Origin of the sequence: Herpetosiphon giganteus, assembly GCF_016907925.1 — a bacterium.
GTDB lineage: Bacteria > Chloroflexota > Chloroflexia > Chloroflexales > Herpetosiphonaceae > Herpetosiphon > Herpetosiphon giganteus.
Map to the genome: position 1 here is coordinate 150,026 of NZ_JAFBCZ010000002.1, position 24,447 is coordinate 174,472.

The 24,447-nt window shown below is 52.3% G+C and carries 15 protein-coding genes; 7 read left to right on the plus strand and 8 right to left on the minus strand.

The features are described 5' to 3' along the window. The first annotated feature begins 87 nt into the window (after window positions 1–87). The 3 genes from carB to JOD20_RS02195 all read left to right on the plus strand — a co-directional run bounded on the left by carB (window position 88) and on the right by JOD20_RS02195 (window position 4,670). A complete protein-coding gene (gene carB / locus JOD20_RS02185) occupies window positions 88–3,285 on the plus strand; it encodes a carbamoyl-phosphate synthase large subunit (RefSeq protein WP_204753704.1) in 3,198 nt (1,065 codons plus the stop codon). Between the two features lie 132 nt (window positions 3,286–3,417). Beyond that, window positions 3,418–4,059: a cyclase family protein gene (locus tag JOD20_RS02190; protein ID WP_204753705.1), complete on the plus strand. Its 642-nt coding sequence runs from the start codon at window positions 3,418–3,420 to the stop codon at window positions 4,057–4,059. Between the two features lie 56 nt (window positions 4,060–4,115). Next, window positions 4,116–4,670: a hypothetical protein gene (locus JOD20_RS02195; RefSeq protein ID WP_204753706.1), complete on the plus strand. Its 555-nt coding sequence runs from the start codon at window positions 4,116–4,118 to the stop codon at window positions 4,668–4,670. 210 nt (window positions 4,671–4,880) lie between these two features. Here the strand turns inward: JOD20_RS02195 and JOD20_RS02200 are convergent, their stop codons facing one another. Next, window positions 4,881–5,909 (minus strand): N-acetylmuramoyl-L-alanine amidase, encoded by a 1,029-nt coding sequence (locus tag JOD20_RS02200; protein WP_204753707.1) that lies wholly within the window; start codon window positions 5,907–5,909, stop codon window positions 4,881–4,883. Between the two features lie 252 nt (window positions 5,910–6,161). Between JOD20_RS02200 and JOD20_RS02205 the strand changes: the two genes are divergently transcribed. After that, on the plus strand, window positions 6,162–6,908 hold the full coding sequence (locus JOD20_RS02205) for a response regulator transcription factor (protein ID WP_054536699.1): 747 nt from the start codon (window positions 6,162–6,164) through the stop codon (window positions 6,906–6,908). A 73-nt stretch (window positions 6,909–6,981) separates the two neighbouring features. Beyond that, window positions 6,982–9,657 (plus strand): pullulanase-type alpha-1,6-glucosidase, encoded by a 2,676-nt coding sequence (pulA, locus tag JOD20_RS02210; protein WP_204753708.1) that lies wholly within the window; start codon window positions 6,982–6,984, stop codon window positions 9,655–9,657. A 71-nt stretch (window positions 9,658–9,728) separates the two neighbouring features. Here the strand turns inward: pulA and gatB are convergent, their stop codons facing one another. The 7 genes from gatB to JOD20_RS02245 all read right to left on the minus strand — a co-directional run bounded on the left by gatB (window position 9,729) and on the right by JOD20_RS02245 (window position 20,610). Beyond that, window positions 9,729–11,180 (minus strand): Asp-tRNA(Asn)/Glu-tRNA(Gln) amidotransferase subunit GatB, encoded by a 1,452-nt coding sequence (gene gatB, locus JOD20_RS02215; RefSeq protein ID WP_204753709.1) that lies wholly within the window; start codon window positions 11,178–11,180, stop codon window positions 9,729–9,731. A 67-nt stretch (window positions 11,181–11,247) separates the two neighbouring features. Then, the gene (locus tag JOD20_RS02220; RefSeq protein WP_204753710.1) at window positions 11,248–12,219 is read right to left on the minus strand and encodes a BtrH N-terminal domain-containing protein; all 972 of its coding nucleotides are present in this window, start codon (window positions 12,217–12,219) and stop codon (window positions 11,248–11,250) included. Window positions 12,220–12,460: 241 nt separating this feature from the next. Continuing rightward, entirely contained in the window at window positions 12,461–13,963 is a 1,503-nt protein-coding gene (locus tag JOD20_RS02225; protein WP_204753711.1) for a DUF790 family protein, read from the minus strand. Between the two features lie 455 nt (window positions 13,964–14,418). After that, window positions 14,419–15,744 (minus strand): DEAD/DEAH box helicase, encoded by a 1,326-nt coding sequence (locus JOD20_RS02230; RefSeq protein ID WP_204753712.1) that lies wholly within the window; start codon window positions 15,742–15,744, stop codon window positions 14,419–14,421. Between the two features lie 8 nt (window positions 15,745–15,752). Then, entirely contained in the window at window positions 15,753–16,298 is a 546-nt protein-coding gene (locus tag JOD20_RS02235) for a helix-hairpin-helix domain-containing protein (RefSeq protein ID WP_204753713.1), read from the minus strand. 170 nt (window positions 16,299–16,468) lie between these two features. Continuing rightward, entirely contained in the window at window positions 16,469–16,705 is a 237-nt protein-coding gene (locus JOD20_RS02240; protein ID WP_204753714.1) for a hypothetical protein, read from the minus strand. A 275-nt stretch (window positions 16,706–16,980) separates the two neighbouring features. Then, window positions 16,981–20,610: a WD40 domain-containing protein gene (locus JOD20_RS02245; protein WP_204753715.1), complete on the minus strand. Its 3,630-nt coding sequence runs from the start codon at window positions 20,608–20,610 to the stop codon at window positions 16,981–16,983. An 841-nt stretch (window positions 20,611–21,451) separates the two neighbouring features. On the opposite strand from JOD20_RS02245, the gene coxB reads away from it, so the two are divergent. Together coxB and ctaD are read left to right on the plus strand one after the other, a co-directional pair. After that, a complete protein-coding gene (gene coxB / locus JOD20_RS02250; protein WP_204753716.1) occupies window positions 21,452–22,531 on the plus strand; it encodes a cytochrome c oxidase subunit II in 1,080 nt (359 codons plus the stop codon). Window positions 22,532–22,540: 9 nt separating this feature from the next. After that, window positions 22,541–24,388 carry a cytochrome c oxidase subunit I gene (gene ctaD, locus JOD20_RS02255; protein ID WP_204753717.1) on the plus strand — a complete coding sequence of 616 codons (1,848 nt, stop codon included), beginning with the start codon at window positions 22,541–22,543 and terminating at the stop codon, window positions 24,386–24,388. The last annotated feature ends 59 nt before the right edge of the window (window positions 24,389–24,447 follow it).

A 24,447-nucleotide genomic window follows, 5' to 3' on the forward strand; every position in this document is an offset into this window, starting at 1 on the left:
AGCCCGACACACGAACTTGGCTAGGATGGGGCGCGGCAAGCCAACGGCGTGCCTTGCGGGCGTACATCCCCCACTATGGAGAAACCGATGCCAAAACGCAGCGACATTCACTCGATTCTGGTGCTTGGCGCAGGCCCAATCGTGATCGGGCAAGCATGTGAGTTTGATTATAGCGGGACTCAGGCAATCAAAGCCCTGCGCGAAGAGGGCTACCGCATTATTTTAGTCAATTCAAACCCAGCCACGATTATGACTGACCCTTCGTTGGCTGATCGTACCTATATTGAGCCGTTGGATGTGCCAACAGTTAGCGAAATTATTGCCCGCGAACGCCCCGATGCTTTACTGCCAACGGTCGGCGGCCAAACTGCGCTCAATTTGGCCATGGATTTGCACCGCGCTGGCGTGTTGGAGCAATACAATGTGCAAATGCTCGGCGCAAATGTCGATGCGATTGCCACTGCCGAGGATCGCGAGTTGTTCAAGCAGGCTATGGATCGGATTGGCTTGCAATCGGCGCGTTCTGGCATCGCGCGCTCACTCGAAGAAGCGCTCGAATTGGTCAAAGCAACTGGCTTTCCCTCGATTATTCGGCCTTCGTTTACCCTCGGTGGTGCTGGCGGCGGCATCGCCTACAATGCCGAAGATTTTCGGCGCATTGTCGAAGAGGGCTTGAAACTTTCGCCAATCGGCGAATTGCTGATCGAAGAAAGTTTGCTGGGCTGGAAGGAATATGAGCTTGAGTTGATGCGCGACAGCGCTGGCAATGGGGTTGTCGTTTGTTCGATTGAAAACTTCGACCCGATGGGTGTGCACACTGGCGATTCAATTACCGTTGCACCTGCCATGACGCTCTCCGACCGCGAATACCAACGCTTGCGCGATATGGGCTTGGCGGTGATGGAAGTTGTGGGCGTGGCAACCGGCGGATCGAATGTCCAATTCGCAATCAATCCCCACGATGGGCGGGTGATTGTGATTGAGATGAATCCACGGGTTTCACGTTCATCGGCGCTCGCATCCAAAGCTACGGGCTTTCCGATTGCCAAAATTGCCGCTAAGCTGGCGGTTGGCTATACCTTGCCCGAATTGCCCAACGACATCACCAAATCAACTCCAGCCTCATTCGAGCCAGCGCTCGATTATGTGGTGGTCAAAATTCCGCGCTGGAACTTCGAAAAATTTCCTGGCTCGCAGCCAGTGCTTGGCACCGCTATGAAATCGGTTGGCGAAGCCATGGCGATGGGCCGCACCTTTACCGAAGCCTTGCAAAAAGCCTTGCGCTCGCTCGAAAATGGTCGCATGGGTTGGGGCGCTGATGGCAGCCAACCTGTGCCACAAGAACGCTTGCGCGAATTGTTGATCACGCCAACGCCACAACGAATTTTTGCTATGCGCACCGCCTTTGACCTCGGCTGGACGGTTGATCAGATTCATGAATTGACCAAAATCGATTATTGGTTCCTTGATCAATTGGCCAGTTTGATTGCGCTCGAAAAAGAACTACGCCAATACGATTTGGCCACGATTCCTGCCGAATTATTGCTGCAAGCCAAACGCAACGGCTATAGCGACCCGCAATTGGCCTATTTGCTGAATGCGAACGCCGCCGAAGTGCGCCAACAACGGCTTGGCCATGGCATCAAACCAACCTATCATCATGTTGATACCTGTGCGGCGGAATTTCCGGCGCAAACGCCATACCTTTATTCATCATACGAAACCGAGAGCGAAGCCAACCCCAGCGATCGGCGCAAAGTGATGATTTTGGGTGGCGGGCCAAATCGCATCGGCCAAGGGCTTGAATTTGATTATTGCTGTTGCCACGCAGTGTTTGCGCTGCGCGAACTTGGCTATGAAACGATCATGGTCAACTGCAACCCTGAAACTGTTTCAACCGACTATGACACCGCTGATCGGCTGTATTTCGAGCCATTGACCTTAGAAGATGTGCTGAATATTGTCGATGTCGAGCAGCCATCGGGCGTGCTGTTGCAGTTTGGTGGCCAAACGCCGCTCAAATTAGCCAAAGGCTTGGAAGCGGCAGGCGTGCCATTGTGGGGGACCTCGCCAGCAGCCATTGATCGCGCCGAAGATCGCGGCCAATTTGGTGAAGTGCTAGCCGAATGTGGCTTGCGAGCAACGCCCTATGGCTCGGCAACCTCGTGGGATGAAGCGCGAGCGATCGCTGAGCGCATCGGCTACCCAACCATGGTGCGGCCATCGTATGTGCTTGGCGGCCAAGGCATGGCGATTATCCACGATCAAGCTGGGCTTGACGATTATTTGCGCCATATCACCGAGGCCTCGCCAGAACATCCTGTGTTGCTCGACCGCTTTCTTGAAGATGCGACCGAGCTTGATGTTGATGCCGTTGCCGATGGCGAAACGGTGGTGATTGCAGGCATGATGGAGCAAATCGAACGCGCTGGCATCCACTCTGGCGATTCGGCGTGTGTGATGCCAACCGTCGGCATCAAGCCCGAAGTTGTTGAGCAACTCAAACGTGCAACCGATAAACTGGCTCGCGCCTTGGGCGTGGTTGGCTTGATGAACGTGCAATTTGCGGTCAAAAATGACGAGATTTATGTGCTCGAAGTCAATCCACGAGCTTCGCGCTCGATTCCCTATGTTGCCAAAGCCAGCGGCGTGGCTTGGGCCGCGTTGGCTGCCAAAGTGATGGCTGGCGTGACGCTCAAGCAACAAGGTATCAGCAGTGCGCCCGAATTGCGCGGCTTCCACGTCAAAGAGGTTGTGTTGCCGTGGCGGCGCTTCCCTGGCGCAACAATTGCTTTAGGCCCAGAAATGCGCTCAACTGGCGAGGCCATGGGCAGTGGCGATAGTTTTGGGGCTGCGTTTGCCAAGGCCCAAGCGGGTTGTGGCCGCAGCTTGCCAACTAGCGGCGCGATTTTTGTCAGCGTCAACGACCACGATAAACCAGCGTTAGTTCCGGTTGCCAAGCAATATAGCGAGCTTGGCTTCAAAGTGATTGCAACCGCTGGCACGGCTCAATATCTGCGCGAACAAGGCCTCAAGGTTGAAAGCATTTATAAAGTTAACGAAGGCCGACCCAACGCCGCCGACTATATTATCAACGGCCAAGTTGATATTATTGTGAATACGCCGCTAGGCCGCGCTTCACTGTTTGATGAACAAGCGATTCGCCAAACTGCCTTGCGCCAAGGTGTGATTTCGATCACCACCGTGGCTAGTGCAGCAGCGGTCGCCGATGCGATTCAAGCCTTACGCGAAGGTGGCTTAGGCGTGCGAGCCTTGCAAGATTAGGTTTCGGATGCTGCTTGCAGCCAGTGGGTCAAAACCTGCTGGCTGCCTGCTGTTTTAGTCGCATTTTGTGAGACAATAGACACTAGTTAGCGTAGAGGTATTGTCTATACCTCGCTGTTAAAGGAGCCAATCATGGCAAATTTGATCGATATTAGCGTGCCAATTTCACCAGCCTTGCCAGTGTGGGAAGGCGACCCGCCGATTGAGCAAAAACGCGCCGCCGATATGAACAAAGGCGATATTTGTAATGTGACGCGGCTCAACACAGGGGTGCATATTGGAACCCACGTCGATGCACCGCTGCACTTTATCAACAACGATTTGGCGGTTGAAAGCTTGGAACTTGATCGCTTTATTGGCGATTGTTATGTGGTGGAATTAACCGGCACTGGCCCGATTACTGGCGAGGAATTAGCCGCCGCCAATGTGCCCAGCGATTGCAGCCGCTTGTTGCTCAAAACCAGCAATTCGGCTTTTTGGAAAGAGGAGCCATTGCGTTTTCACCGCGAATTTCGGGCGCTTGATAGCAGTGCTGCGCGCTGGGTGATTGAACGCGATTTGCGCTTGATTGCGATTGATTATCTTTCAATCGAGCCATTCGAAGCTGAATCTGGCAATCCAACGCACTGCATTTTGCTTGGTGGGCGGGTTGGTATCCTAGAGGGCATCAACCTAACTGATGTCGAGCCAGGCCCATACAACCTGATTTGTTTGCCTTTGAAAATTTTGGGTAGCGACGGCGCTCCGGCGCGGGCAGTGCTTCAATCACGCTAATCATTGACAAATCAAGCTTGCTACAGCCAGTTTGTGGCAATATCGGGAGTTTTGCCATGGTGCATACCATTGATCTTGTGGTTGAACCAGTAACCGATCCACGGATTACGCTTGTTCTGCAAGCCTTGCGTGGTATGTATCTGAATGGGGGCGTGATTTTTCGCAGTGTGCGGCCAAGCGATGCTTCAGCCTATGATGCAGTGTTTGCCAGCAACCCCAGCGATGTTAGCCTCCAGATCTATCGGTTTCTCAGCCATCCCACGCTGAATCGCGAATTACCCGAATTGGGATTGCCCACCGATGTTCCTAGCGCGCTGCCGCTGACCTTTTATAGTGGCTACGAATATGAGGGTGCGTTGACCCATGCCTTGGTCAGCGGCGGAGCCTTCACCAGCTCGCCATTTAGCGATGGCGATGCCCGGACGATGAGCAAAGTTTGTGTCGAGGCCATGCTCGGCGGCGAAATTACCACAACCACGGTTTGTCGGATTGAAGGCGCGTGGGCACCTTGGTTCAACGCCAACCCATGGGATCGCAGCTTTGCCACCTTCAATCATGGCCAGCGCCGCTGGACGTTGCTTTGTTTGACCGACACCAATCAAGCAAGCTAGATGTAGAGATCCCCTCACCCCAACCCCTCTCCCGTCCAACGGGCGAGGGGCTTTAACGCGCTGGTTCTCCCGCAATTCCTTGGCGAAACATGGTCGGCTCCCCCTCGCCCGCGTTTTCGTGGGAGAGGGGGTTGGGGGTGAGGGGACGATTAACAGCTCCCCCTCGCCCGCGTTTTCGTGGGAGAGGGGGTTGGGGGTGAGGGATTGTTGCTAGCGATCGGTTGGTGGCGGCAATTGGTCGCTTGTGCCTTGCATATCGCTGACTTGCACCCAGCCTACAACATTTGAACTGCCGCGTACAAAGCCCTCGTACCAACCATCGCGCTGGCGAAAGGGCATAAAGCGCTGATCTGCTTCCATCGTATACAACACCCGTGCTCCGCTATCAGGCGCTGAATGGACTGTCACGTCGGCAGTTTTTGGGCGCTGAATTGCATACTCAATCACTTTCAAGGCTTCAAGATCGTTGCGGTCGTGGGCTGCAAGATAGCGCAACACGCCATTGGCAATGCTTTGGGCCACCACATCTGATTGGTTGAGCATAAACGCGCGATCGGTTGGGTTGGTCAAAAAGCCCATTTCGACGATAACGGCGGGAGTGGTTGGGGCAATTGCGTTGCGATGTCGCCGCCAACTGAAGGCATAGTAACCGCGCATATTGGCCGTGATTGCTGAATCTTGGGGCATATCTGTGCCCGCTGCATATTCAGCGATCAAGCTATCGAGCAACAATAAACTGGCTTCTGAGGCCCGCCATGGCGTTGCCATCTTAAACCCGCGACTGCTGCTGCTGGTCGAGCCATCTGCATGAATCGTGATAAAGGCATCAGCTTTGTAGGCAACTGGCACGGTTGCAGGTAGTAGATCAACTGTAATCCCCTCTGCTTCGAGCAAGGCTTTGACTTTTTCTGCAACTGGTAAATTGACCTCAACCTCGGAGATACCATTAACAAACGCTCCAGTTGAGGTGCGGAATTTGGCCAGATCTTCGGGGAGATCTTCGGTTTGCCAATGGCCCACTTGAATCCCGACCCGTGGTGGTTCTGGCACTGGGGTTTGGGTTGGCGGGGCTGGCGTAGCGCTGGGCGCTGGCGTAGCCGTTGGCACAACCTGGGTGGGGGCCGTGGTAGCAATCGCAATTTGCTGCACCGCAGCAGGTTTGGGCGCTTCAACAAGTATAGCAGCATCGCTACAGCCAACGACGAACAAGGTGCCAATAATCAAAGACCAGCGTTTCATCGGGTGGTTCCTTGTATGGGATGGGGGCAAGGGGTCAGGGATCAGGGACTAGGGGCAAGGGGTCTGGAATTAGCAAGAAGATTTATGCGTAACTAGCATTGTTCTTAACGCGATTATCTTCTGGCCTGTGAATCCTAAAACCTGACCCCTTGCCCCAATAATTAAAAGATTAACACGACTTTGCACTTAATTGCTTGACACAAAGATTAAGGTTGGACATATATTTGATGATAATTGGCTAAGGATTATCCGATGCAGACAATCCAAACCCTTGTGGTTGAAGATCACCCGAGCTTGCGCGCGGCGATGGTCGCTGGTTTACATGCTACCAAAGAAATTAGCGTGATTGGCGAGGCTGGCAGCGGCGAAGACGCAATTGAATGGTGTGCCCAGCATATTCCGCAAGCGATTTTGATGGATGTGGCCTTGGCTGGCGAATTAAATGGCATTCAAGCAGCAGTCATTATTCGCCGCGAACACCCGCGGATCCCAGTTGTGTTTTATTCGATCCAAGATGATGATGCTTATTATCGCGATTTCCAGCGCTCGGGGATTTTAAGCCACTATGCCTATGTGCGCAAAAGCAACTATCTCCTACCAGCCATGGTTGCGCCGCTGCTGCGCGATGCTTTTCAAGGGCGCGCCTTTATCGACCCCGATATTGCTAGCCGTGTGCAAGAGGTTCGCCACCTCGATGAACAATCGGCGCTCGATTTGCTGGAGCCTGCTGAGCGCGAGGTGATGACCTTGGTGGCCCATGGCTTCACCAACGATCAAATTGCTCATCGCTTGGGTTTTCGCGATGCTCGGGCCGTCAGCCGCATCAACGGCCAAATTTATACTGCTTGGGGCTTAAACGAAAATACCACCGATGAAAAAGTGGCCCGCACCCGCGCAACAATTATTTTTCACGAGCGCCAGTTGATCGTTTGGGATGAAGAAGGCCGTGGGCGGGTATTTATGCCCGATGGCCAGTGGCAAACTCGTTGGAACGATTAAGCCGATTTAGCAATTTGTTGCATATAATGTGCTATACATACGAGTTTTCCCAGTTTATGGGGGATAGTTTAAAATGTTAGATCAATCTGTTGTTGAAGAGCAGCCCAGCGTCGGGCAGCTTGATCGGCTGCGGGCGTATTGGGTGCGTCGCGATACGATTGTATGGAATATTCATGCGCTCCCCAATGCTCGCTATGAGGTACATTATTCGCTTGATGGTTCGTTGGAACTTACTGCTAAAGGCATTCAGCATGGTCAGGTTTTGCCGCTCGAACGCCATTTGCCAGGCTTAGATGCCGATTTGGTGGCGGCATTTCCTCATTTGCAGGGCTTGCCGGTCTTTCGGCTGGCTGATGAGCACCATGGCTTGGTTGCAAAAATCCTGCGCGGCCAAGTCGCAGTCCAAGCCTATCACAGCGACGATCAGAGCTTGATCGATGCAACGGCCTTGCAAATTCCCGGGGTGCTTGATGATTTGTATCATTACACTGGCGAGCTTGGCGTGAGCTTCGATGCCCAGAAACAGCCAATTTTGCGCTTGTGGGCACCAACCGCGCGCAATGTAGAACTGTTGTTATATGCAGATTCGGCCAAAACCACTGAACCGCAGCGCCACCCAATGCAGTTTGATGAAGGCTCTGGGGTTTGGAGCATCGTTGGCAAGCCTGCTTGGAAACATCAATTTTATCGGTATGAAATTGATGTTTTTGTGCCTAGCACTGGCCAATTCGAGCGTAACAGCGTGACCGATCCTTATTCTCTGAGCTTATCGACCAACAGCCAACACTCGCAGATTGTCGATTTGCAGAGCAAGGCTTTGCAGCCCAAGGGTTGGAGCAAACTGGCCAAACCAAACCTTGCTAAGCCAACCGATATTGTGCTCTACGAGTTGCATGTGCGCGATTTTTCGATTACTGATCCCAGCGTGCCAGCAGAATTACGCGGCACCTACAAAGCCTTCACTCAATTGGAATCGAATGGCATGCAGCATCTTCAGCGGCTGGCCAAGGCTGGGCTGAGCCATGTGCATTTGTTGCCAGTGTTCGATATTGCCACGGTTGAAGAGCATCGGCCAGATCGCAAGCGAATTGATTTTGAATATTTAGCCAGTTTGCCCGCCGATTCGCCTGAGCAGCAAGCCTATCTTTTTCCCATTCGCGACCGTGATGGCTTCAACTGGGGCTATGACCCGCGCCATTACACCACGCCCGAAGGCTCGTATAGCACCGATCCTGATGGTGCAACCAGAATTCTTGAGTTTCGCGAAATGGTGCAAGCATTGAATCAGCTTGGGCTACGGGTGGTGATGGATGTGGTCTACAATCACACCCATTCGAGCGGCCAAGCAAGCTGCGCCGTGCTCGATCGGGTTGTGCCAGGCTATTACCATCGTTTGGATGCTGATGGCAACGTCTGCAACAGCACCTGCTGCGCCAACACCGCCAGCGAACATCATATGATGGAAAAATTGATGCTCGATTCGCTGCGCACATGGGCGGTTGAGTATAAAATCGATGGCTTTCGCTTCGATTTGATGGGCCATCATCTCAAACGGAATATGTTGGCAATTCGCGAAATGCTTGATGGCTTGACCCTCGCTGAACATGGCGTTGATGGCAAAGCGATCTATTTGTATGGCGAGGGCTGGAATTTTGGCGAGGTTGCCGATGGCGCGCGTGGCGAGAACGCGACCCAACCAGCGCTGGCTGGCACAGGTATTGGCACATTTAGCGATCGTTTGCGCGATGCAGCGCGGGGTGGCGGGCCATTTGTTGGCTTCCAAGTGCAAGGCTTTGCAACCGGCCTGCTTGATCGGCCTAATCACTTTGAACAGCGGGCTTTGGTCGAACGCAATTATCAGGTTGCGATCATCAGCGATGTGGTGCGCTTGAGTTTGGCTGGCAATTTGGCCGATTATCCAATGCTCAGTTGTGATGGTCAACAAACGCTTGGCGGCCATTTGTATGTTAATGGCAAGCCAGCGGCCTATGGGTTGCGCCCAGATGACCATATTGCCTATGTTTCGGCGCACGATAACGAAACCTTATTTGATGGTGTGCAAGTCAAAGCGCCAATTGAAGCGCCGATGGCCGAGCGGGTGCGCATGCACAATTTGGCTTTGAGCTTGGTTGCTTTGGCCCAAGGCATTCCGTTTTTTCACGCTGGCGACGAGCTGTTACGCTCGAAATCGATGGATCGCAATAGCTACAACTCCAGCGATTGGTTTAACCGGATCGATTGGACGGGCCAGCAAAATACCTGGGGTTCGGGCTTGCCGCCCTCGGCGGATAACCACGAACATTGGTCAACCGTCGCTCCACTATTGGCCGACCCTGCGCTCAAGCCAACGCCCGCGGATATGGCGTTTAGCTATGCCCATTTTCAAACTATGCTGCAAATTCGGCGTAGCTCGGAGCTATTTCGGCTAAGCAGTGCTGAGCTGATCAAGCAAAAACTCTGGTTTCTCAACACTGGGCCGGAGCAAGTGGTTGGCTTGGTGGTGATGGTGCTTGATGATGAGGTTGGCGAAGCAAGCGATTCGCCATTCTGTCGAATTGTAGTGGCCTTTAATGGCTCGCACCAGCCGTTGAGCTACAGCGATGCCAGTTTTGGCCATTACGATTTGCAATTGCACCCGCTGTTGGTCAATGGCTATGACCCTGTGCTGGAGCAAGCCAGCTTCGACCGCAGCCATGGCAGCATTAGTGTGCCTGGGTTTAGCTGTGTGGTTTGGGTTGAACAACGCTAATTGAAAAAACAAACGGGCGGCGCACATGATCAAATCTCATGTGCACCGCCCGTTGCTTATTTAACCAAACCTTAGTTTAGCGCATCAAGCTCAGTTTTGAGCGCTTCCTCGACCACTTGGGGATTGGCTTGGCCTTTGGTTGCGCGCATCACTTGGCCGACCAAGAACTTGATTGCTGGCAATTTGCCGCTCTTGTAATCGGCAACGACCTTGGGATTGGCGGCAATCGCATCGCGGGCAGCTTGGCTCAACACGCTGCTATCGCTAATTTGGCGTAAGCCCTTGGCGTTGATGATTTCCGTTGGAGCCTCGCCAGATCGGTACATTTCTTCAAAGACTTGTTTGGCAACCGTGCTGCCAATTTCGCCTTTGGCTACAACTTCAATCAAGCTGGTGAGGTTGGCTGGCGTAACGCGTTTGGCAACCTCGGCGAGGGTTTCTTCGCCATCTTTGATCAAACGGAACAACTCGCCAGTAATCCAGTTGGCGACGGGCTTGGCATTGCTTGCGCCAGCAGTGGCCACGATGGTTTCGAAATAATCGGCAGTTTCGCGTTCGCCGCTCAACAAGGCTGCATCTTGCTTCGACAAGCCAAACTCGCTGATGTAGCGGGCAAATTTGGCATCGGGCAATTCTGGCAACTCAGCGCGGCGCTCAGCAACCCATTCGCGGCTCAACTCCAGCGGCGGCAAATCTGGCTCGGGAAAGTAGCGATAGTCGTGGGCATGCTCTTTGGAGCGTTGGCTAAGCGTGATGCCTGCTGCATCGTCCCAACCACGCGTTTCTTGCACAATCGTGCCGCCTTCGCGGGCGATTTTCTCTTGGCGTTCCAATTCATAGACCAAGGCGCGCTCAAGGTTGCGGAACGAGTTCATGTTTTTGATCTCGACCTTGGTGCCCAATTCCTTTTGACCTTCTGGGCGAATTGAAACGTTGGCATCGACCCGCAACGCGCCTTCTTCGAGGTTGCCGCTGTTGACCCCCAAAAAGACCAAAATTTGACGCAATTTGATTGCATACAAACGGGCTTCTTCGGGCGTGGTCATATCTGGCTCGCTGACAATTTCGAGCAAAGGCACGCCTGAGCGATTGTAATCAACCAGCGAGTGGGTTTCATCGCCGTGTTGCAACATCCCTGTATCTTCTTCAAGGTGGGCACGCGTGATGCCGACGCGCTTGGTTTCGCCATTGCCAAGAGTAATTTCTAGCTCGCCGTTGATACAAATTGGCTTATCGTACATCGTAATTTGCCATGCTTTGGGCAAATCGGGATAGGTATACGATTTGCGCGAAAACTCGCAATACTCAGGAATTTCGCAATTGAGCGCCAAACCAAGCAAGGCAGCTTTGCGAATCGCTTCCTGATTGACAACTGGCAAGGTGCCAGGTAGGCCAATGCTGACTTCATCGATACAGCTATTGGCGGGAGCGCTGGCATAGGCCGCGTTACAACCGCTGAACATTTTCGATTTGGTAAGAATTTGGGCATGAACTTCCAGCCCAATCGTGGCAGTATATTTCATAGCAACTCCGAGGCAACAGCACAATCTCCCGCTGATTGTGCCCGATCATGGCTGATTATGCAAGCTGTTACAAGCTGGCGAGTTGCTGCATTGCTTGATATTCCTGCTCGGCAATTTGGTTCATCAGCGTGCTTGCCGCTTGAATTGGCTTTAGCTCGTGCTGTTTGCCTGCTTGATCAAGTAATTGAGCTACTTCCGTCCAGTTTGCGGCAATCGTTGCGAAGCTGGATTCAACTTGACGTAATTGATCGGAGTCGATCATCATTGCCGCCTCGGCCAGAAAATCGCGGTAGAGTTTGCGAAAGAGCGAGCCGCCAGTGCCGGCGCGTTCCATCAGCATTGCCGTAGTGCAAAAATCGTACTCAACATTCGCCGACGACTCAAACCACGATTGCAAAGCAGCGCTGGCCTTGCGAATCCCTTTGTAGTTCACGTTGGTAATTGGCGGGTTGAGATAGGCTTGGGCATTATTGCGAATTGCTTGGCGCACTGCTTGGGCCAAATCATACTCAGCGCCGCGCTTGAGCGTATAGGCCAGATTTTTCGAGGCCATCGAGCCTTTGGCATTGCGGGCTTGAGCCAAACTTTGCAACGATGTTTGAACCTTGCTGCCTTGTTGTTGGGTATCGACCAAGTAGGCGTTGTGCTGATCGTAGCCATAAATTGCGGCGTAGTGGCCAGCAAAATGAATTGGATTGCTGAAATATTCGAGGTAAAAACAATCGAGCTTCAAGCCAACCGCTTGACCTTGATCAAGCCAGCCTTGGACGATTGCCCATGCTTTGCTTGGAGAGCTAGTTTCTTGGCGCTCAATGCTTAGGTTGAGATGTTTAACGAGGTTATCGGTGAGTTGGTCGGGCTTGACTCGCCCGCCGATAAAGGGCATTGGCATTGATTTCATATGCCAAAAAATAAAACCAAGCCCTTCGCCAAGCCCAAATAGCAGCGGCTCCGAAAGCTCAATCCCTTGCTGATACAGCAACGTGCCATTGGTGGTTGTTTCACAATGTTGGCCAATGAATGGTTTGATTGCCAGCATAAATCCTCATCACTTAACATTCTATTGAGCTTGGGTCTTAAGTATTGGCTAATAATAATCCACAAAATAGTTATTAGGGGGTACAGGGTGATGAAAACCCCCTGTGTTTCCCGCCTTGAGGCAGGACGGAAGGGTGGTGAAAACTCGTGAGCCAAGCCGATAATTCATGATTCTACGTGTGGATTATGCAGCTACTTCTGCCTTAACTGACGAAAGCAGAAGTAGCTCAAACCTTAATTTTTTAGGCGGCTTTGCCAAGCATACTACCCAATTCACGCAACTTTTGCGGCGTAAACAGGCCAAGATTTGGCACATACTGGGCTGTGCCTTCGCGCCAACCACGCAGCGCTAAGCCAATTTCTACCGCATTGCGACACTCCAAAATTGCCAAAAGCTCGGCTTCGGCCACAAAGCCCGCTTGATCGAAGCGTACTGCCAAACGGCTCCAGCGATCGGCTGGCTGTTGGGCTGGGGCAAGCTGTTCGAGTTGAGCCAAAACTGCCTGCATATCGGGCGTAGTTTGATAGACCACTTTGGCAACTTGGCAATTGCGTAACAGGCTTTGATAGCTTTTTGCCACCACAACCAAAACTTTGGGCTGGCCAACCAAGCGTTGCGCCAAACTCGCCGCCATGGCTTCGGTGGCAGGCACGAAGATTGGAATCCGCTCGCTGCCACGTTGGGCAATAAAATCGGGCACTAATAAACGATGAGCCAAGCTAAATGGCACCGGATCGCGGCGAATCCGCCAGCCTGCATTTTGGCCTTTGCTCACAAAGCGACTCCAGGCTTGGCTAAATTGTTGTTCGAGCGTGGTTTCCCAGCTATCGCCGCTGGTGTCATGTTGATAGCGAGCTGTGCCACCAAGTACGGTTAATTCGCGCTTCGCAAGCTTAACGAGGCTATTTTTGCCCTGCATATGCACCTGAATCAAGCCTTCGCTGGCGGTGTTGGGATGGGCTGCCAGTAAGCGCAACGCACAGCGCGCAATCCGCCGCCCAGTGCGCGTCCAATTGCCGAGCGCATCTTTGGCTCCATGCAAGGTGAGCAGCACAAAGGTGGCCATGCAATCTTCTGGCTCGCTTAATTCATAGCGCAGATTATAGCGCTGCGCCAAATTATGTGCCGAAACTGCCAAGGCATTAATATCGCCATCAAGCCGTAATTGCAGCGAGCGGCAATTGCGCAAGCCTGTTTCGAGCGAATGAAAATTGTATAAAGCCACAATTGCGCTTGGCTCTGGGCGTTCGGCGCTGCGCACCAACAAGGCTTCTTGCTCATCATCAAGGTAGAGCACGCGCTCAAATTGGCTGGCGGTTAATCCGACCTCGTTAGCCAGTTGGTTGACCGCGGGCCAACGCTCGCTGGGCAAAATGAAGCCAGTGCTTTGATTGGCGTGAGCATACAGCAAGGCCCGAAAATCAGCCGGATTGCGCAAGCCGCGTTCAGCTAATTGTTGATACGTAGCTTGATCGAGCACTTCGGCGATTTGAGGCTGATGCCAACGATAGGTTTGGCTTAAACATGCCACCAAGCCGCGCGCCAACTTGGGATCGCCGAAAAACTCCAGCAAGGTGGCGGCTTCAAATTCGCGCCGTGCCCGTCCAAGCATCTGCTCGTAGTAGCCAATCGCATACTCAATCGCCGCCAAATAGCGATCATCACGCAATTGGTGCGGGTAGAGTTGGCGGCCAAGCTCGCCATTGCGGCTGGTATATTTGAAATCGGCTGGTGTAAATGACATAAGTATTCCAATACTGCAAAGACTAAGCTAATTGATCCACGAAGGACACGAAGAGCACGAAGGGCTGTAACCGCGAAGGACGCGAAGAGCCGTTTTTTCGCCACGAATTGCACGAATTCCACGAAGAATATTCCGATAGCCCAAAGCTATAAAGTTTTTAGCCACAGATTGCACAGATTATTGTGATTCTGTTCCTCTTAGCCCAAAGCCTATAGCCCATAGCCATCGGTTCCTCTGCCCCTCTGCATTAAGAATTTGATCCACGAAGAACACGAAGAGCACGAAGGGCTATAACCGCGAAGAACACGAAGAACACGAAGGTTTCTATTTCCAAAGCCTTACGCTTCATCCCTCATCCCTCATCTTCATCCTTCGCTACTCTGCGCCGCTGCGTTAAATCCTAATCCCTTATCATGAGCCTTCATCCCTCATCCCTCATCCCTCATCCTTCATCCTTAACTATTGCTCTGCTGATTATGCGCGGCCACGGCTTTTTTGCGGCGGCGCGCGGTTTGAACTTCGCTTGTATTGCGGGTAACCAACTCGTAGAGCAAGGCTTCATCAGGCTTTTTGCGCAAGACCCGCCCCAAGCGTTGAATATATTCGCGAGCAGTGGCCGAACCGCTGACCACAATTGCCACGTTGGCATCGGGCACATCAACGCCCTCGTTCAGCACCCGCCCCGTGACCAACTTAGAATAGCGTCCAGACCGAAAGCCATCCAAAATTGCCTTGCGTTCGTCGGCTGCCGTGCGATAGGTAATGCTGGGGATGGCAAACTGACGACTGATGGTGTTGACCAAGGCGTTGTATTCAGAAAAGATAATGACTTTATCGTTGGGATGTTGGCTGAGCAATTGGCCAACATGTTCAAGCTTTTTCTCGGCGTTGAGCGCAATCATGCGCGCTTGATGCTGCGCTTGTAAGGCATTGCGGGCTTGAGGATCGCTACCAGAGCGCCGAATTAGCTCGCCAAAGAAATCACCACCGCTAGCCAATTTATGCCGATGCTTGGCCAAAAACCAGCGCCATGTAGTCATCAAGGTTTCATAGCGCACCAATTCATCGGCGGTTAGATCGACCAAAATGCGTTTTTCGCGGAACTTGGCAATATGGCCTTCTTCGGCCAAATCGTTGGGTGCGCGTCGATAGACGACCTTGCCAACCAAGCGGTCGAGTGCTGAATGCGAGCCATCGCTACGTTCGGGCGTTGCAGTCAAACCCAAGCGATAGGGTGTGCGGCTACGCAAGGCAATTGTGCTATAGGCAGGTGAAGGCAAATGATGCACTTCATCACAAATTAGCAAGCCCAAATTCTCAAGTGGCGCATCGGGCATGGCTGCCGAAGCATAGGTGATGACGGTGATTGGCCGCCATTCGCGCTGGCCATCGCCAACTACGCCGACAAATTTGGGATCGAGCGCCAAGGTTTGGATCACGGTGTCGCGCCATTGGTAGAGCAATTCAATCGTGGGCACGACGATCAGCGTGCGCAGACCTAACTTGGCAATTGCCAACATTGCGGTGATCGTTTTGCCAGCGCCGGTTGGCAGCACAATCACCCCACGCCCTTCGTTGGCTGTCCAAGCTGCGACAGCCTCGGTTTGATAGGGGCGCGGGGCAAATTGCAATTTGGCTTTGAATCCGCCCTGCAAACTGGCATCAACTTCTGGCAAATCCTCATCTGGTTCGTCAAGCAGGCTTGCATCAAGCAAACTTGCCTCGTCGAGCAGCCATTCTTCTTGGGCTGGCTGCTCGGCTTGGGTGGCAGTTCGGGTCATGCATCCTCCTAGGCGGCTTTTTGCCCATACTCCCATAAGGTTGGTTGGGTATAGATGATGTTGCTGCTTCGAGCGCTGTGGGCCGCATTGGCTGGTGGTGGTGGATCGTCGGGAAACATGTTCGAAACAATTAGGTCGGCGCGTTGCGGGCCTACGCCCCAAATTGCGGTCAGCCGTTGGTAGGCTGCTTCGCGCAACAAGGCCGAAAGCTCAATCTCGCCCAGTTCTTGGCTGATGCGTTCGGCCAAAATTGGCCCAATGCCAGCAATTTTGAGCAAGCGTTGTTGGCTGGGTGGCAGCAAGGCACACAGATCTTCGTAGAAATCCAATTGGCCTTGAGCTGCAAGCACCGTGATCTTGCGGGTGAGGCTGGCCCCAAGTTTGTTGAGACCTAACGGCTTGCCTGCTAAGGCGCGTTCGGAGAGCGAATGCCGCAGACGGAGGATTGCCCGCGCTATTTCGCCATAGCGCCGCACTCGATAGGGATTGGCGTTCTGGCGCTTCAGCAGCGTGGCAATATTAAACAGAATTTGGGCAATTGCGCGATTATTCATGGCTATCACCAAAGCTTTCTACTCGTTCAAACGTACTGTGTCTGTGATGAAACATCTGTGCTAATTATACTACATTTAAGCTTAATCGCAAGCGTTATTATGTTGATCTGATCAATTCATAGAGGTCGTTAACGTAAGCCAAGTATAGCCTGAACATGTGACAAAAACCGTCACAACTGGCTTTTGGGCTGAATCTGAATCTCTAAATCGCAAGCCTTGATGCCATGAAAAAGCTGGCGCGGAATCGTCACCGCCGCGTAGCCAGTCGCATCAAAGCGCCGTTCGATAGTGAAGTTTGGGGTCGCAATGTTCACAAGCTGGGCATACGCCGCCTCGCAATGAATCAGCAAAGCCCAATCGCCGTTGACTAGCTCTTGGGCTTCGAGATCATAGAGATAATTCGGCATCGACCGTTCCTTTCATGAATCAAATTCATTTTTTGCAACGTCGCCGATTGTACCAGAACATGCCTTGGTTGTAAGAACCCCTCACCCTAACCCCTCGCCCGTCCTACGGGCGAGAGGCTTTTCATGGTGTGCCTCTTGGACAATTCGTTGGGCAACAAGGTCGGCTCCCCCTCGCCCGCGTTTTCGTGGGAGAGGGGGCCGGGGGGTGAGGGAATGTTTGACCACCACGCTTTTTTAAAAACCTACCCTTGAAAGGCTGGGGGGTGAGGGCACAACTACTTAATCACTGCGCCTAGATTGAGCAAACTCGCTTGTTCTGCTGGATTGAGGCCAGTTGCTTGCTTGATGCTAAGCCCTTGATAGGGGTGGTCGCCATGCAGCCGTTTGCGCAATTTGCCTGTGGTTAAATCCCAAATGGTAATCGTGCCTTGCTGATCGCCAGTGATTAACATGTGACTATCGGCGCTCAGATACGCACTATCCAAGGCTGCCAGATGCTCAAACCGCTGGACTATTTGGCGCTTCTGCCAATCCCAAATCAAGGCCAACGAACCAGCTGTAATCACAATCCAGCGCCCATCCGCCGACCACTGGACTTTTTTGAGCAAGCCTGGTTTATGCAAGGCGATAATCTCATATTGCTCGGTGCTGAGATCCCAAATGCGTACCTGTTGATCGGCTGCCGCACTGACAAGTTGGCGTTGGTCGGGGCTAAAACTAAGGCCGATGATGCTGGCACTATGGCCTGCCAATAAGCCCACACAACTGTGTTCGTTAACGCCCCAAATGCGAATGGTATGGTCAGCGCTGCCGGTTGCCAACAAATTGCCATTGTGGCTCCACTCAAGGGTTGTTACCAAATCATCGTGGCAATCAAAAACATGGCTAATGTGGCCATAGGGTAGCGACCAAATATGCACCGTATGATCTTCGCTACAACTGGCGAGCATACTGCCATCGGGCCGAAAACTAAGCGCCCGAATTAAGCCGTGATGGCCAGTTAAAATTGTGGTCAATTGCAGGCGCTGACAATCCCAAATTTGAATCAGCTGCTCTTTGCTCAACGCCAAACTGTGGCTGGCTTGATGATAGGCCAATTCACGCCCATTATTGGTTTCTGGTGGTAAATTGAGCCGATAATATGGCTCAGTTAGTTGCCATAATGCAACAGCTTGCGCTTCGCTGGAACTAAACAATAAATCGTTATTTAGGCTTAATGCGAGGCTGCGAACACCGCCGCGATAGCCTTGCAGGGTATGAATTAAGCGCCCGCTGGCTTGCTCCCAAATGCGCAGGCTTTGATCGCTGCTCACCGAATAGAGCCGCGAACCATCGCGACTGTAGCGCAACGCCCGCACCCAATGCTGATGCCCATACAACATATGGGTCAGATGGACGGTTTGGACCTGCCAAACCCGAATACATTGATCGATGCCAGCAGTGGCCAAATTGGCTCCATCAGGGCTGAATTGCAAATCAAAGACCCGATCTTCGTTGGCGAGGCTGGTGATTAACTGATTATCCTGAAGATCCCACAGATACACATCGCCATCAAGCCCAGTGCCCGCTAAAATTGTAGCATCAGGGCTGAATGCCAACAGCTGAATTGGCTCGTGATGAGTCGTTAACGTGCTTTGATAGCGCAAATGCTGCCCATGCCAGAGCTTGATTTGGCGATCAATCCCAGCGGTTGCCAAAAGTTGGCCATCGGCGCTCAATTGAATGCTGCTGATGCCGCCGCTATGCGCATTGATCGTCTGCAAACATTTGCCACTCAGTCGATCCCACACCCGCAACTCACCATCGCTGCTGGCGCTAATCAGCCGTTGCGATTGCGGTGCAACCACCACGCCAATCACTGGCTGGGTGTGGCCAACAAACATGCGCGGATTATGGCCTTGGCTCGCTTCCCACAAGCGAATTATGCCGTCGTTGCCAGCGCTAATGAGAAAGCGGCCATCGCTGCTAAAACTCAGCGTGCGCACGCCATCGTGGTTGCTTGGCAGGTGCCAAAGCTTGCGCAGCTCCAAGCTATGCCAAACGATTAACTCATCATCGGCAGTAGCGACCGCCAAAAACCGATCAGCCGGATCGCGGGCGAGGGCAATTAATGGGCCAAATTGCTCGCTAAACACCGTGCGCGAAAGGTCGCTATAGCTCAAATCGAGATGTTTGGGCGTGAGGCCGCGCAGATTGGCATGCCACAACGGTTTATGTCGAAAATCAAATTGGCTAAGATCGGCCTTGAGTTCAACCAATAAATTAAAAATATTGCCTGGTGCATAGCCCATTTCCAAGGCGCTCAAGGCTTGCATCGTTTGCAGCAGTTGGCGCAGCGTCGTCAACAAGCGCTCTTGGCCAAGCTCAACAAAAATTCGGTGCAGCAAGGGCCGCAAAATAGCCCGACTTTGGTGCTCGCGAATGCTATCGAGGCTATTGGCTTTAATCAGCGCATGGCGATAGAGCAAACCCTGCGTTCCATCAAGCAATTCTTGGGCAATCTGGTCGATCAAGCGGTCGGTGGTGTATTCGAGCACCACGTTGTGCAGCATAAAGCCATCTTGGTGGCGCTCGACGAGCGAGCGGCGCAGCAACGATTCAAGGGTTTCGAGCAACATATGTTGATATTTTGAGCGCACCAAATCGTGCTTGAGTTCGGCCAATTTGACGGTATGACGTTCGATTGCCAGCCAATACAATAATTCCTGTTCTTGGTCGGATAAACGCTCGAACTGCTGGGCTAAGATTGTACGAACATCGCCAAAAATTAGCTCTTCGTGCTGCAAAAACTCGGCAATTTGGCCAAAAAACATCGTTTTGATCACTTGGGCAACCAATTTTAAGGCCAACGGATTGCCCGTGTAATGCTTAATCAGTTCTTGCCAAAGTTGCGGCGTGCCATACAGCTCCTGATTATCAAGCAACATTTGGGCATCATCGCGGATCAAGCCAGTGAGCACCATTGAGCGGGTGTGCACACCTTCGAGCCGATTGAACTCATAGGGTTTTTCGCGGCTGGTCACAATCAAACAGCTTTCGTGGGCGCGCTCGCTGATGGCTTGAAACAGTTGGGCATATTGCTCGTAGCCTTCGCGATAGCGCCCAGCGGGATAATTGGGCTGCAAAATGGCCTCAATATTATCGAGAATCAATAGGCAGCGGGTGGTACGCAAATAATCAATCAAGACACTTAAACGCTGCTCAAATTGTGCCGGATATGCCGAATTGGGGCTGGGAATAATCCGATGTAAGCATTCCAGCAGAAAATCATTTGCCTGTTGGCCTTGTTGCAACGAACGCCAAACAAGCACTTTAAAATCATCTTGGGCTTGTTGGGCAACCCGTGTGGCAAGGCTGGTTTTGCCCATGCCGCCCAGCCCGATAATTGCCACCAAGCGGCAGCGATCAAGTTGCAGCCACTTCACCAAGGTCGCAGTTTCATCCTCGCGCCCAACAAAATTTTGCACATCGGGAGCATCGCCCCAATCGTGCAAGACCCCCATCAACGGCCCAGTTTTGGCTTGATCCTGCTTTTGCTGCTGCACCTCGGCCAGATAGGCGCTTGCCAACTGTTGCAAGGCCTGCCACGTTGCCAGCGGCGTGAAATCAATTGCATACTCGTTCAGGGCAAACTGAATCGTTGCCAACAACTGCTGTTCAGCCAGGCCCCGCTGGTAAGGCGGTAAATCCAACTGATCGATCACCAGTTGCGCGAGGGCGGCGATATAGCCTAGTGGGCACAGTATTTGATCATTTTCATAGCGCATGATCGTGGTATGTGCCAGCCCAAAATGGCGGGCAGCCCGATTTTTGGAGCGAAAAACCCATGAACGCAAATCGCCCAGAAATGCGCCCAGCCCTTCGGTTGCATGAAAAACAGGCAACGATAAAACAGCGTTTGTCATGACAAACCTCATTCTGCGCTGGAAAAATATCAAGCTCGGTAGTAACGAATTATGCCTGAATGATAGATGCAAGCTCGTAGAACTTCAAGAGCTAGTACGCTAGTGCCAAAGTACTATTTTTAACCGTAGTTTAACGGGTTAAGGCAGCAGAAATCAAAAGTCAAAAACACCGGTGGCTAAACAATCGGTATTTGTAGAACAAGGGTTGGGTAAGGAACCGCGAAGGACACGAAGAGCACGAAGGGGAAATAGAAACATACACACAATCCAGCAGATAAACATTAGGGGGTGCTGGGGGATGAAAACCCCCGGCGTTTCCCTCCAGCGGAGGGACGGAAGGGAGGATGAAGGATGAAGGATGAAGGATGAAGGATGAAGGATGAAGGATGAGGGATGAAGGATGAGGGATGAGGGATGAGGGATGAAGTCAAAAAGTATAAGGCTATGGGCTATTAGAACTTAATTCGTGGAATTCGTGCAATTCGTGGCTAAAAAATAGCCTTCGTGGGCTAGTGGCTACGATTGGGCCAAAAATTGCGCGCAAAATATTTAGACAGCGCTAGCAAGATTTGATACTATCCCAGTTAGCGACCAAATCGCAGCCCTGTACCTATCCATATGTCAACTTGAGACTTTTTGATAACAGTGTACAATTGGGGTGATAGCGAACCAGTAACTCCCCCAACTCCAAGTTCATGCCACCACGAGATTGCGCGTGGGCGGTTTGAGTGGAGTTGACTCTGATTTAGTAGTAGTGGAAAGGCCAATCGTTCGGCTTGGTGGCGGATGTTCGCGGTGCCAACCACGATTTGGAGAACACGGTCTTAGCAAGGAGGCATGGATGCCCAATCGTTCGCCTGCCAAGGCTCTGCTGCGCCCTACGGCAACCCTGTTGCTTGGAAGCGTTGTGCTGGCAGCGTGCGGTCAAAAGACCCCTCAAACGACCCTGAACCCAGCAAGCGAGAGCACCCGCGCAATTTACAATCTCTCGGAATTGTTGTTTTGGTTGGGCGTTGTGGTCTTTTTGATCGTACAAACCTGGTTGATCGTTTCGATCATCAAGTATCGACAAAAGGATAGTTCGCAGGTTCCCACACAGATTCATGGCAATACGAAGGTTGAAATTGCTTGGACAATCGTGCCAGCAATTATCGCGATTGTTATTTTCGTCTTTACCTTCGACACGATTCGCAAAATCGAGTTTATGCCAGACGAAGCTGCCGGTAATACCTTGAATGTCAAGGTTATCGGCCATCAGTGGTGGTGGGAATTCCAGTATCCTGATATTAAGGATGCGAGCGGTAAGCCGTTGGTCACTGCTAACGAGTTATGGATTCCTTCAGGAAGCTATATCGACGTTAAAATGACCTCAGTTGACGTAATCCACGACTTCTGGATTCCTGGGCTTGCAGGTAAGCGCGACGTGATGCCCAATCGCGAAAGCGGCTTGTGGTTCAAGGCCGATGATGTGGCCGATGGTGCGCCTGGCGTATTCTGGGGCCAATGCGCCGAATACTGTGGCGGCCAACATGCCTACATGAAAATGCGGGTCGTTGTGGCCAGCCCTGCCGACTTCCAAAAATGGTCAACCGAGCAAAGCCAAGTGGCGGTTAATACCACCTTGCCTGAATCGTTTACCAAAAATTGTATTGGTTGTCACGCGGTGCGTGGCACCAACTCCGCTGGGATTACCGGCCCCGATTTGACCCACTTTGGTGGCCGGATGACGATTGCCGCTGGCACCGTCGATAATACCCGCGAACATCTTTATGCATGGTTAGACGACCCTGATGCAGTCAAGCGTGGCAACATTATGACCACCGCCATCAAGGCCGATACCCTGACCGAAGCCGAAATTAATGAGTTGGTCGATTATCTGGAAAGCCTCAATCCAGGCACCAGTGTTAAAGGTCAGCAGTAGGAGGGCCGCATGGCTACTGACGTAAGTACCCTCCACCATGCCCCAGCCAAACAACGGCGGGGTTGGTTGGAATGGATCACCACCGTCGACCACAAAAAAATTGGCATCATGTATGCAGTGACTGCCTTTTTGTTCTTTGTAATCGGCGGGCTTGAGGCATTGCTCATTCGTTTGCAACTTGGTTCATCGCAAAATGCGATTCTGACCCCAGAAGCCTATAACCAAGTCTTTACGATGCACGGCACAACCATGGTGTTTATGGCAATTATGCCAGTTAACGCTGGGTTTATGAACTATTTCGTGCCGCTGATGATTGGCGCAGGCGATATGGCCTACCCGCGTATGAACGCCATGAGCTATTGGCTCTTGCTGTTCGGCGGGATCGTCATGTATTCCAGTTTTGTCTTCGGTGGCGGCGCTCCCGATGCTGGCTGGTTTGCCTATGCTCCATTGACCTCAACCACCTACTCGGTCACCCGAGGGATGGATTATTGGGTCTTGGGCTTGCAGCTGTTGGGGGTTTCCTCGCTAGCTGGCTCGGTCAATATCATCGTAACAATCATCAGGCTACGAGCACCAGGCATGCGCTTTAATCGGATGCCGTTGTTCGTCTGGATGAGCTTCGTTACCTCATTCTTGTTGATTTTCGCCCTGCCAAGCATCACCGTTGGGATCACGTTGCTGTTCTTTGATCGCAACTTTGGCACCAACTTCTTCTTGCCTGCTGCTGGTGGCGACCCACTCTTGTGGCAACACTTGTTCTGGTTCTTTGGTCACCCCGAAGTGTACATTATGATTCTGCCCGCCTTTGGTGTAGTTTCAGAAATGTTGCCAGTCTTCTCACGCAAGCCAATTTTCGGCTACGAGTTTGTGGCTTACTCAGGCGTTGCAATCGGCGTGTTGGGCTTCACCGTGTGGGCTCACCACATGTTTGCTACCAACTTGGGCGTAATTGCCGACACCTTCTTTGCTGCTGCTTCGATGCTGATTTCGGTTCCGACCGGGGTCAAAATCTTCAACTGGCTGGCAACCTTGTGGCGTGGCGAGTTGCGCTTCAAAACTCCGATGCTGTTCAGCCTTGGCTTTATCGCCATGTTTGTGATCGGCGGGATTTCCGGGGTTTCGTTGGCGGCTGCCCCATTCGACTTGCAAGTGACCGATAGCTACTTTGTGGTTGCCCACTTCCACTATGTGCTGTTCGGTGGCGCTGTCTTTGCCTTGTTCGGGGCTGCCTATTATTGGTTCCCCAAAATCACTGGCAAGATGATGAGCGAGCGAATTGGCAAATGGCATTTCTGGATTCTGTTGCTTGGCTTTAACTTAACCTTCTTCCCCCAACATATGCTTGGGTTGCAAGGGATGCCGCGGCGGGTCTGGACGTATCAACAAAACCAAGGCTGGGATTTCTACAACTTGCTCTCAACGATTGGGTCATTTTGTATTGCCTTTGCAACCTTGGTCTTTATCGTCAACTTTATCATCAGCTTGCGCAAGGGTGCGCCTGCGGGCAACGACCCATGGGATGCAGCAACCCTGGAATGGGCGACGACCTCGCCACCTCCAGCCCACAACTTCGATGTGGAATACATTGTGCATAGCCGTCGCCCCTTGTGGGATAACAAATATAGCGGCGAAGGCCGTGGCATGACGATCAATTACGATTTTCATCCCCACTTGCCACCACCGTCATTTGCCCCAATCATCTTCTCGTTTGGCTTGTTTGTGCTCGCCTATGGCATGCTCAATCTCGCCTCAGCCCCATTGATTGGGATTCCAATTATCTTGGTGGCCTTGGCAATTGCCTTTGTCGGCATGAATCGCTGGGTCGGCGAAATTGCCCAAGATCCGGTGCTGTAAGCTAAATTGCCCTGCGCCGATTTTATGTTGGTGCAGGGCTTAGTTATCTGGGAGAACCT

Coding starts and splice junctions, on each gene's coding strand:
- JOD20_RS02195 (WP_204753706.1), top strand. CDS start 4,116: ATGGTGCATACCATTGATCTTGTGGTTGAACCAGTAACCGATCCACGG.
- ctaD (WP_204753717.1), top strand. CDS start 22,541: ATGGCTACTGACGTAAGTACCCTCCACCATGCCCCAGCCAAACAACGG.
- pulA (WP_204753708.1), top strand. CDS start 6,982: ATGTTAGATCAATCTGTTGTTGAAGAGCAGCCCAGCGTCGGGCAGCTT.
- JOD20_RS02235 (WP_204753713.1), bottom strand. CDS start 16,298: ATGAATAATCGCGCAATTGCCCAAATTCTGTTTAATATTGCCACGCTG.
- JOD20_RS02205 (WP_054536699.1), top strand. CDS start 6,162: ATGCAGACAATCCAAACCCTTGTGGTTGAAGATCACCCGAGCTTGCGC.
- JOD20_RS02190 (WP_204753705.1), top strand. CDS start 3,418: ATGGCAAATTTGATCGATATTAGCGTGCCAATTTCACCAGCCTTGCCA.
- JOD20_RS02245 (WP_204753715.1), bottom strand. CDS start 20,610: ATGACAAACGCTGTTTTATCGTTGCCTGTTTTTCATGCAACCGAAGGG.
- JOD20_RS02240 (WP_204753714.1), bottom strand. CDS start 16,705: ATGCCGAATTATCTCTATGATCTCGAAGCCCAAGAGCTAGTCAACGGC.
- carB (WP_204753704.1), top strand. CDS start 88: ATGCCAAAACGCAGCGACATTCACTCGATTCTGGTGCTTGGCGCAGGC.
- JOD20_RS02220 (WP_204753710.1), bottom strand. CDS start 12,219: ATGCTGGCAATCAAACCATTCATTGGCCAACATTGTGAAACAACCACC.
- JOD20_RS02225 (WP_204753711.1), bottom strand. CDS start 13,963: ATGTCATTTACACCAGCCGATTTCAAATATACCAGCCGCAATGGCGAG.
- JOD20_RS02230 (WP_204753712.1), bottom strand. CDS start 15,744: ATGACCCGAACTGCCACCCAAGCCGAGCAGCCAGCCCAAGAAGAATGG.
- coxB (WP_204753716.1), top strand. CDS start 21,452: ATGCCCAATCGTTCGCCTGCCAAGGCTCTGCTGCGCCCTACGGCAACC.
- JOD20_RS02200 (WP_204753707.1), bottom strand. CDS start 5,909: ATGAAACGCTGGTCTTTGATTATTGGCACCTTGTTCGTCGTTGGCTGT.
- gatB (WP_204753709.1), bottom strand. CDS start 11,180: ATGAAATATACTGCCACGATTGGGCTGGAAGTTCATGCCCAAATTCTT.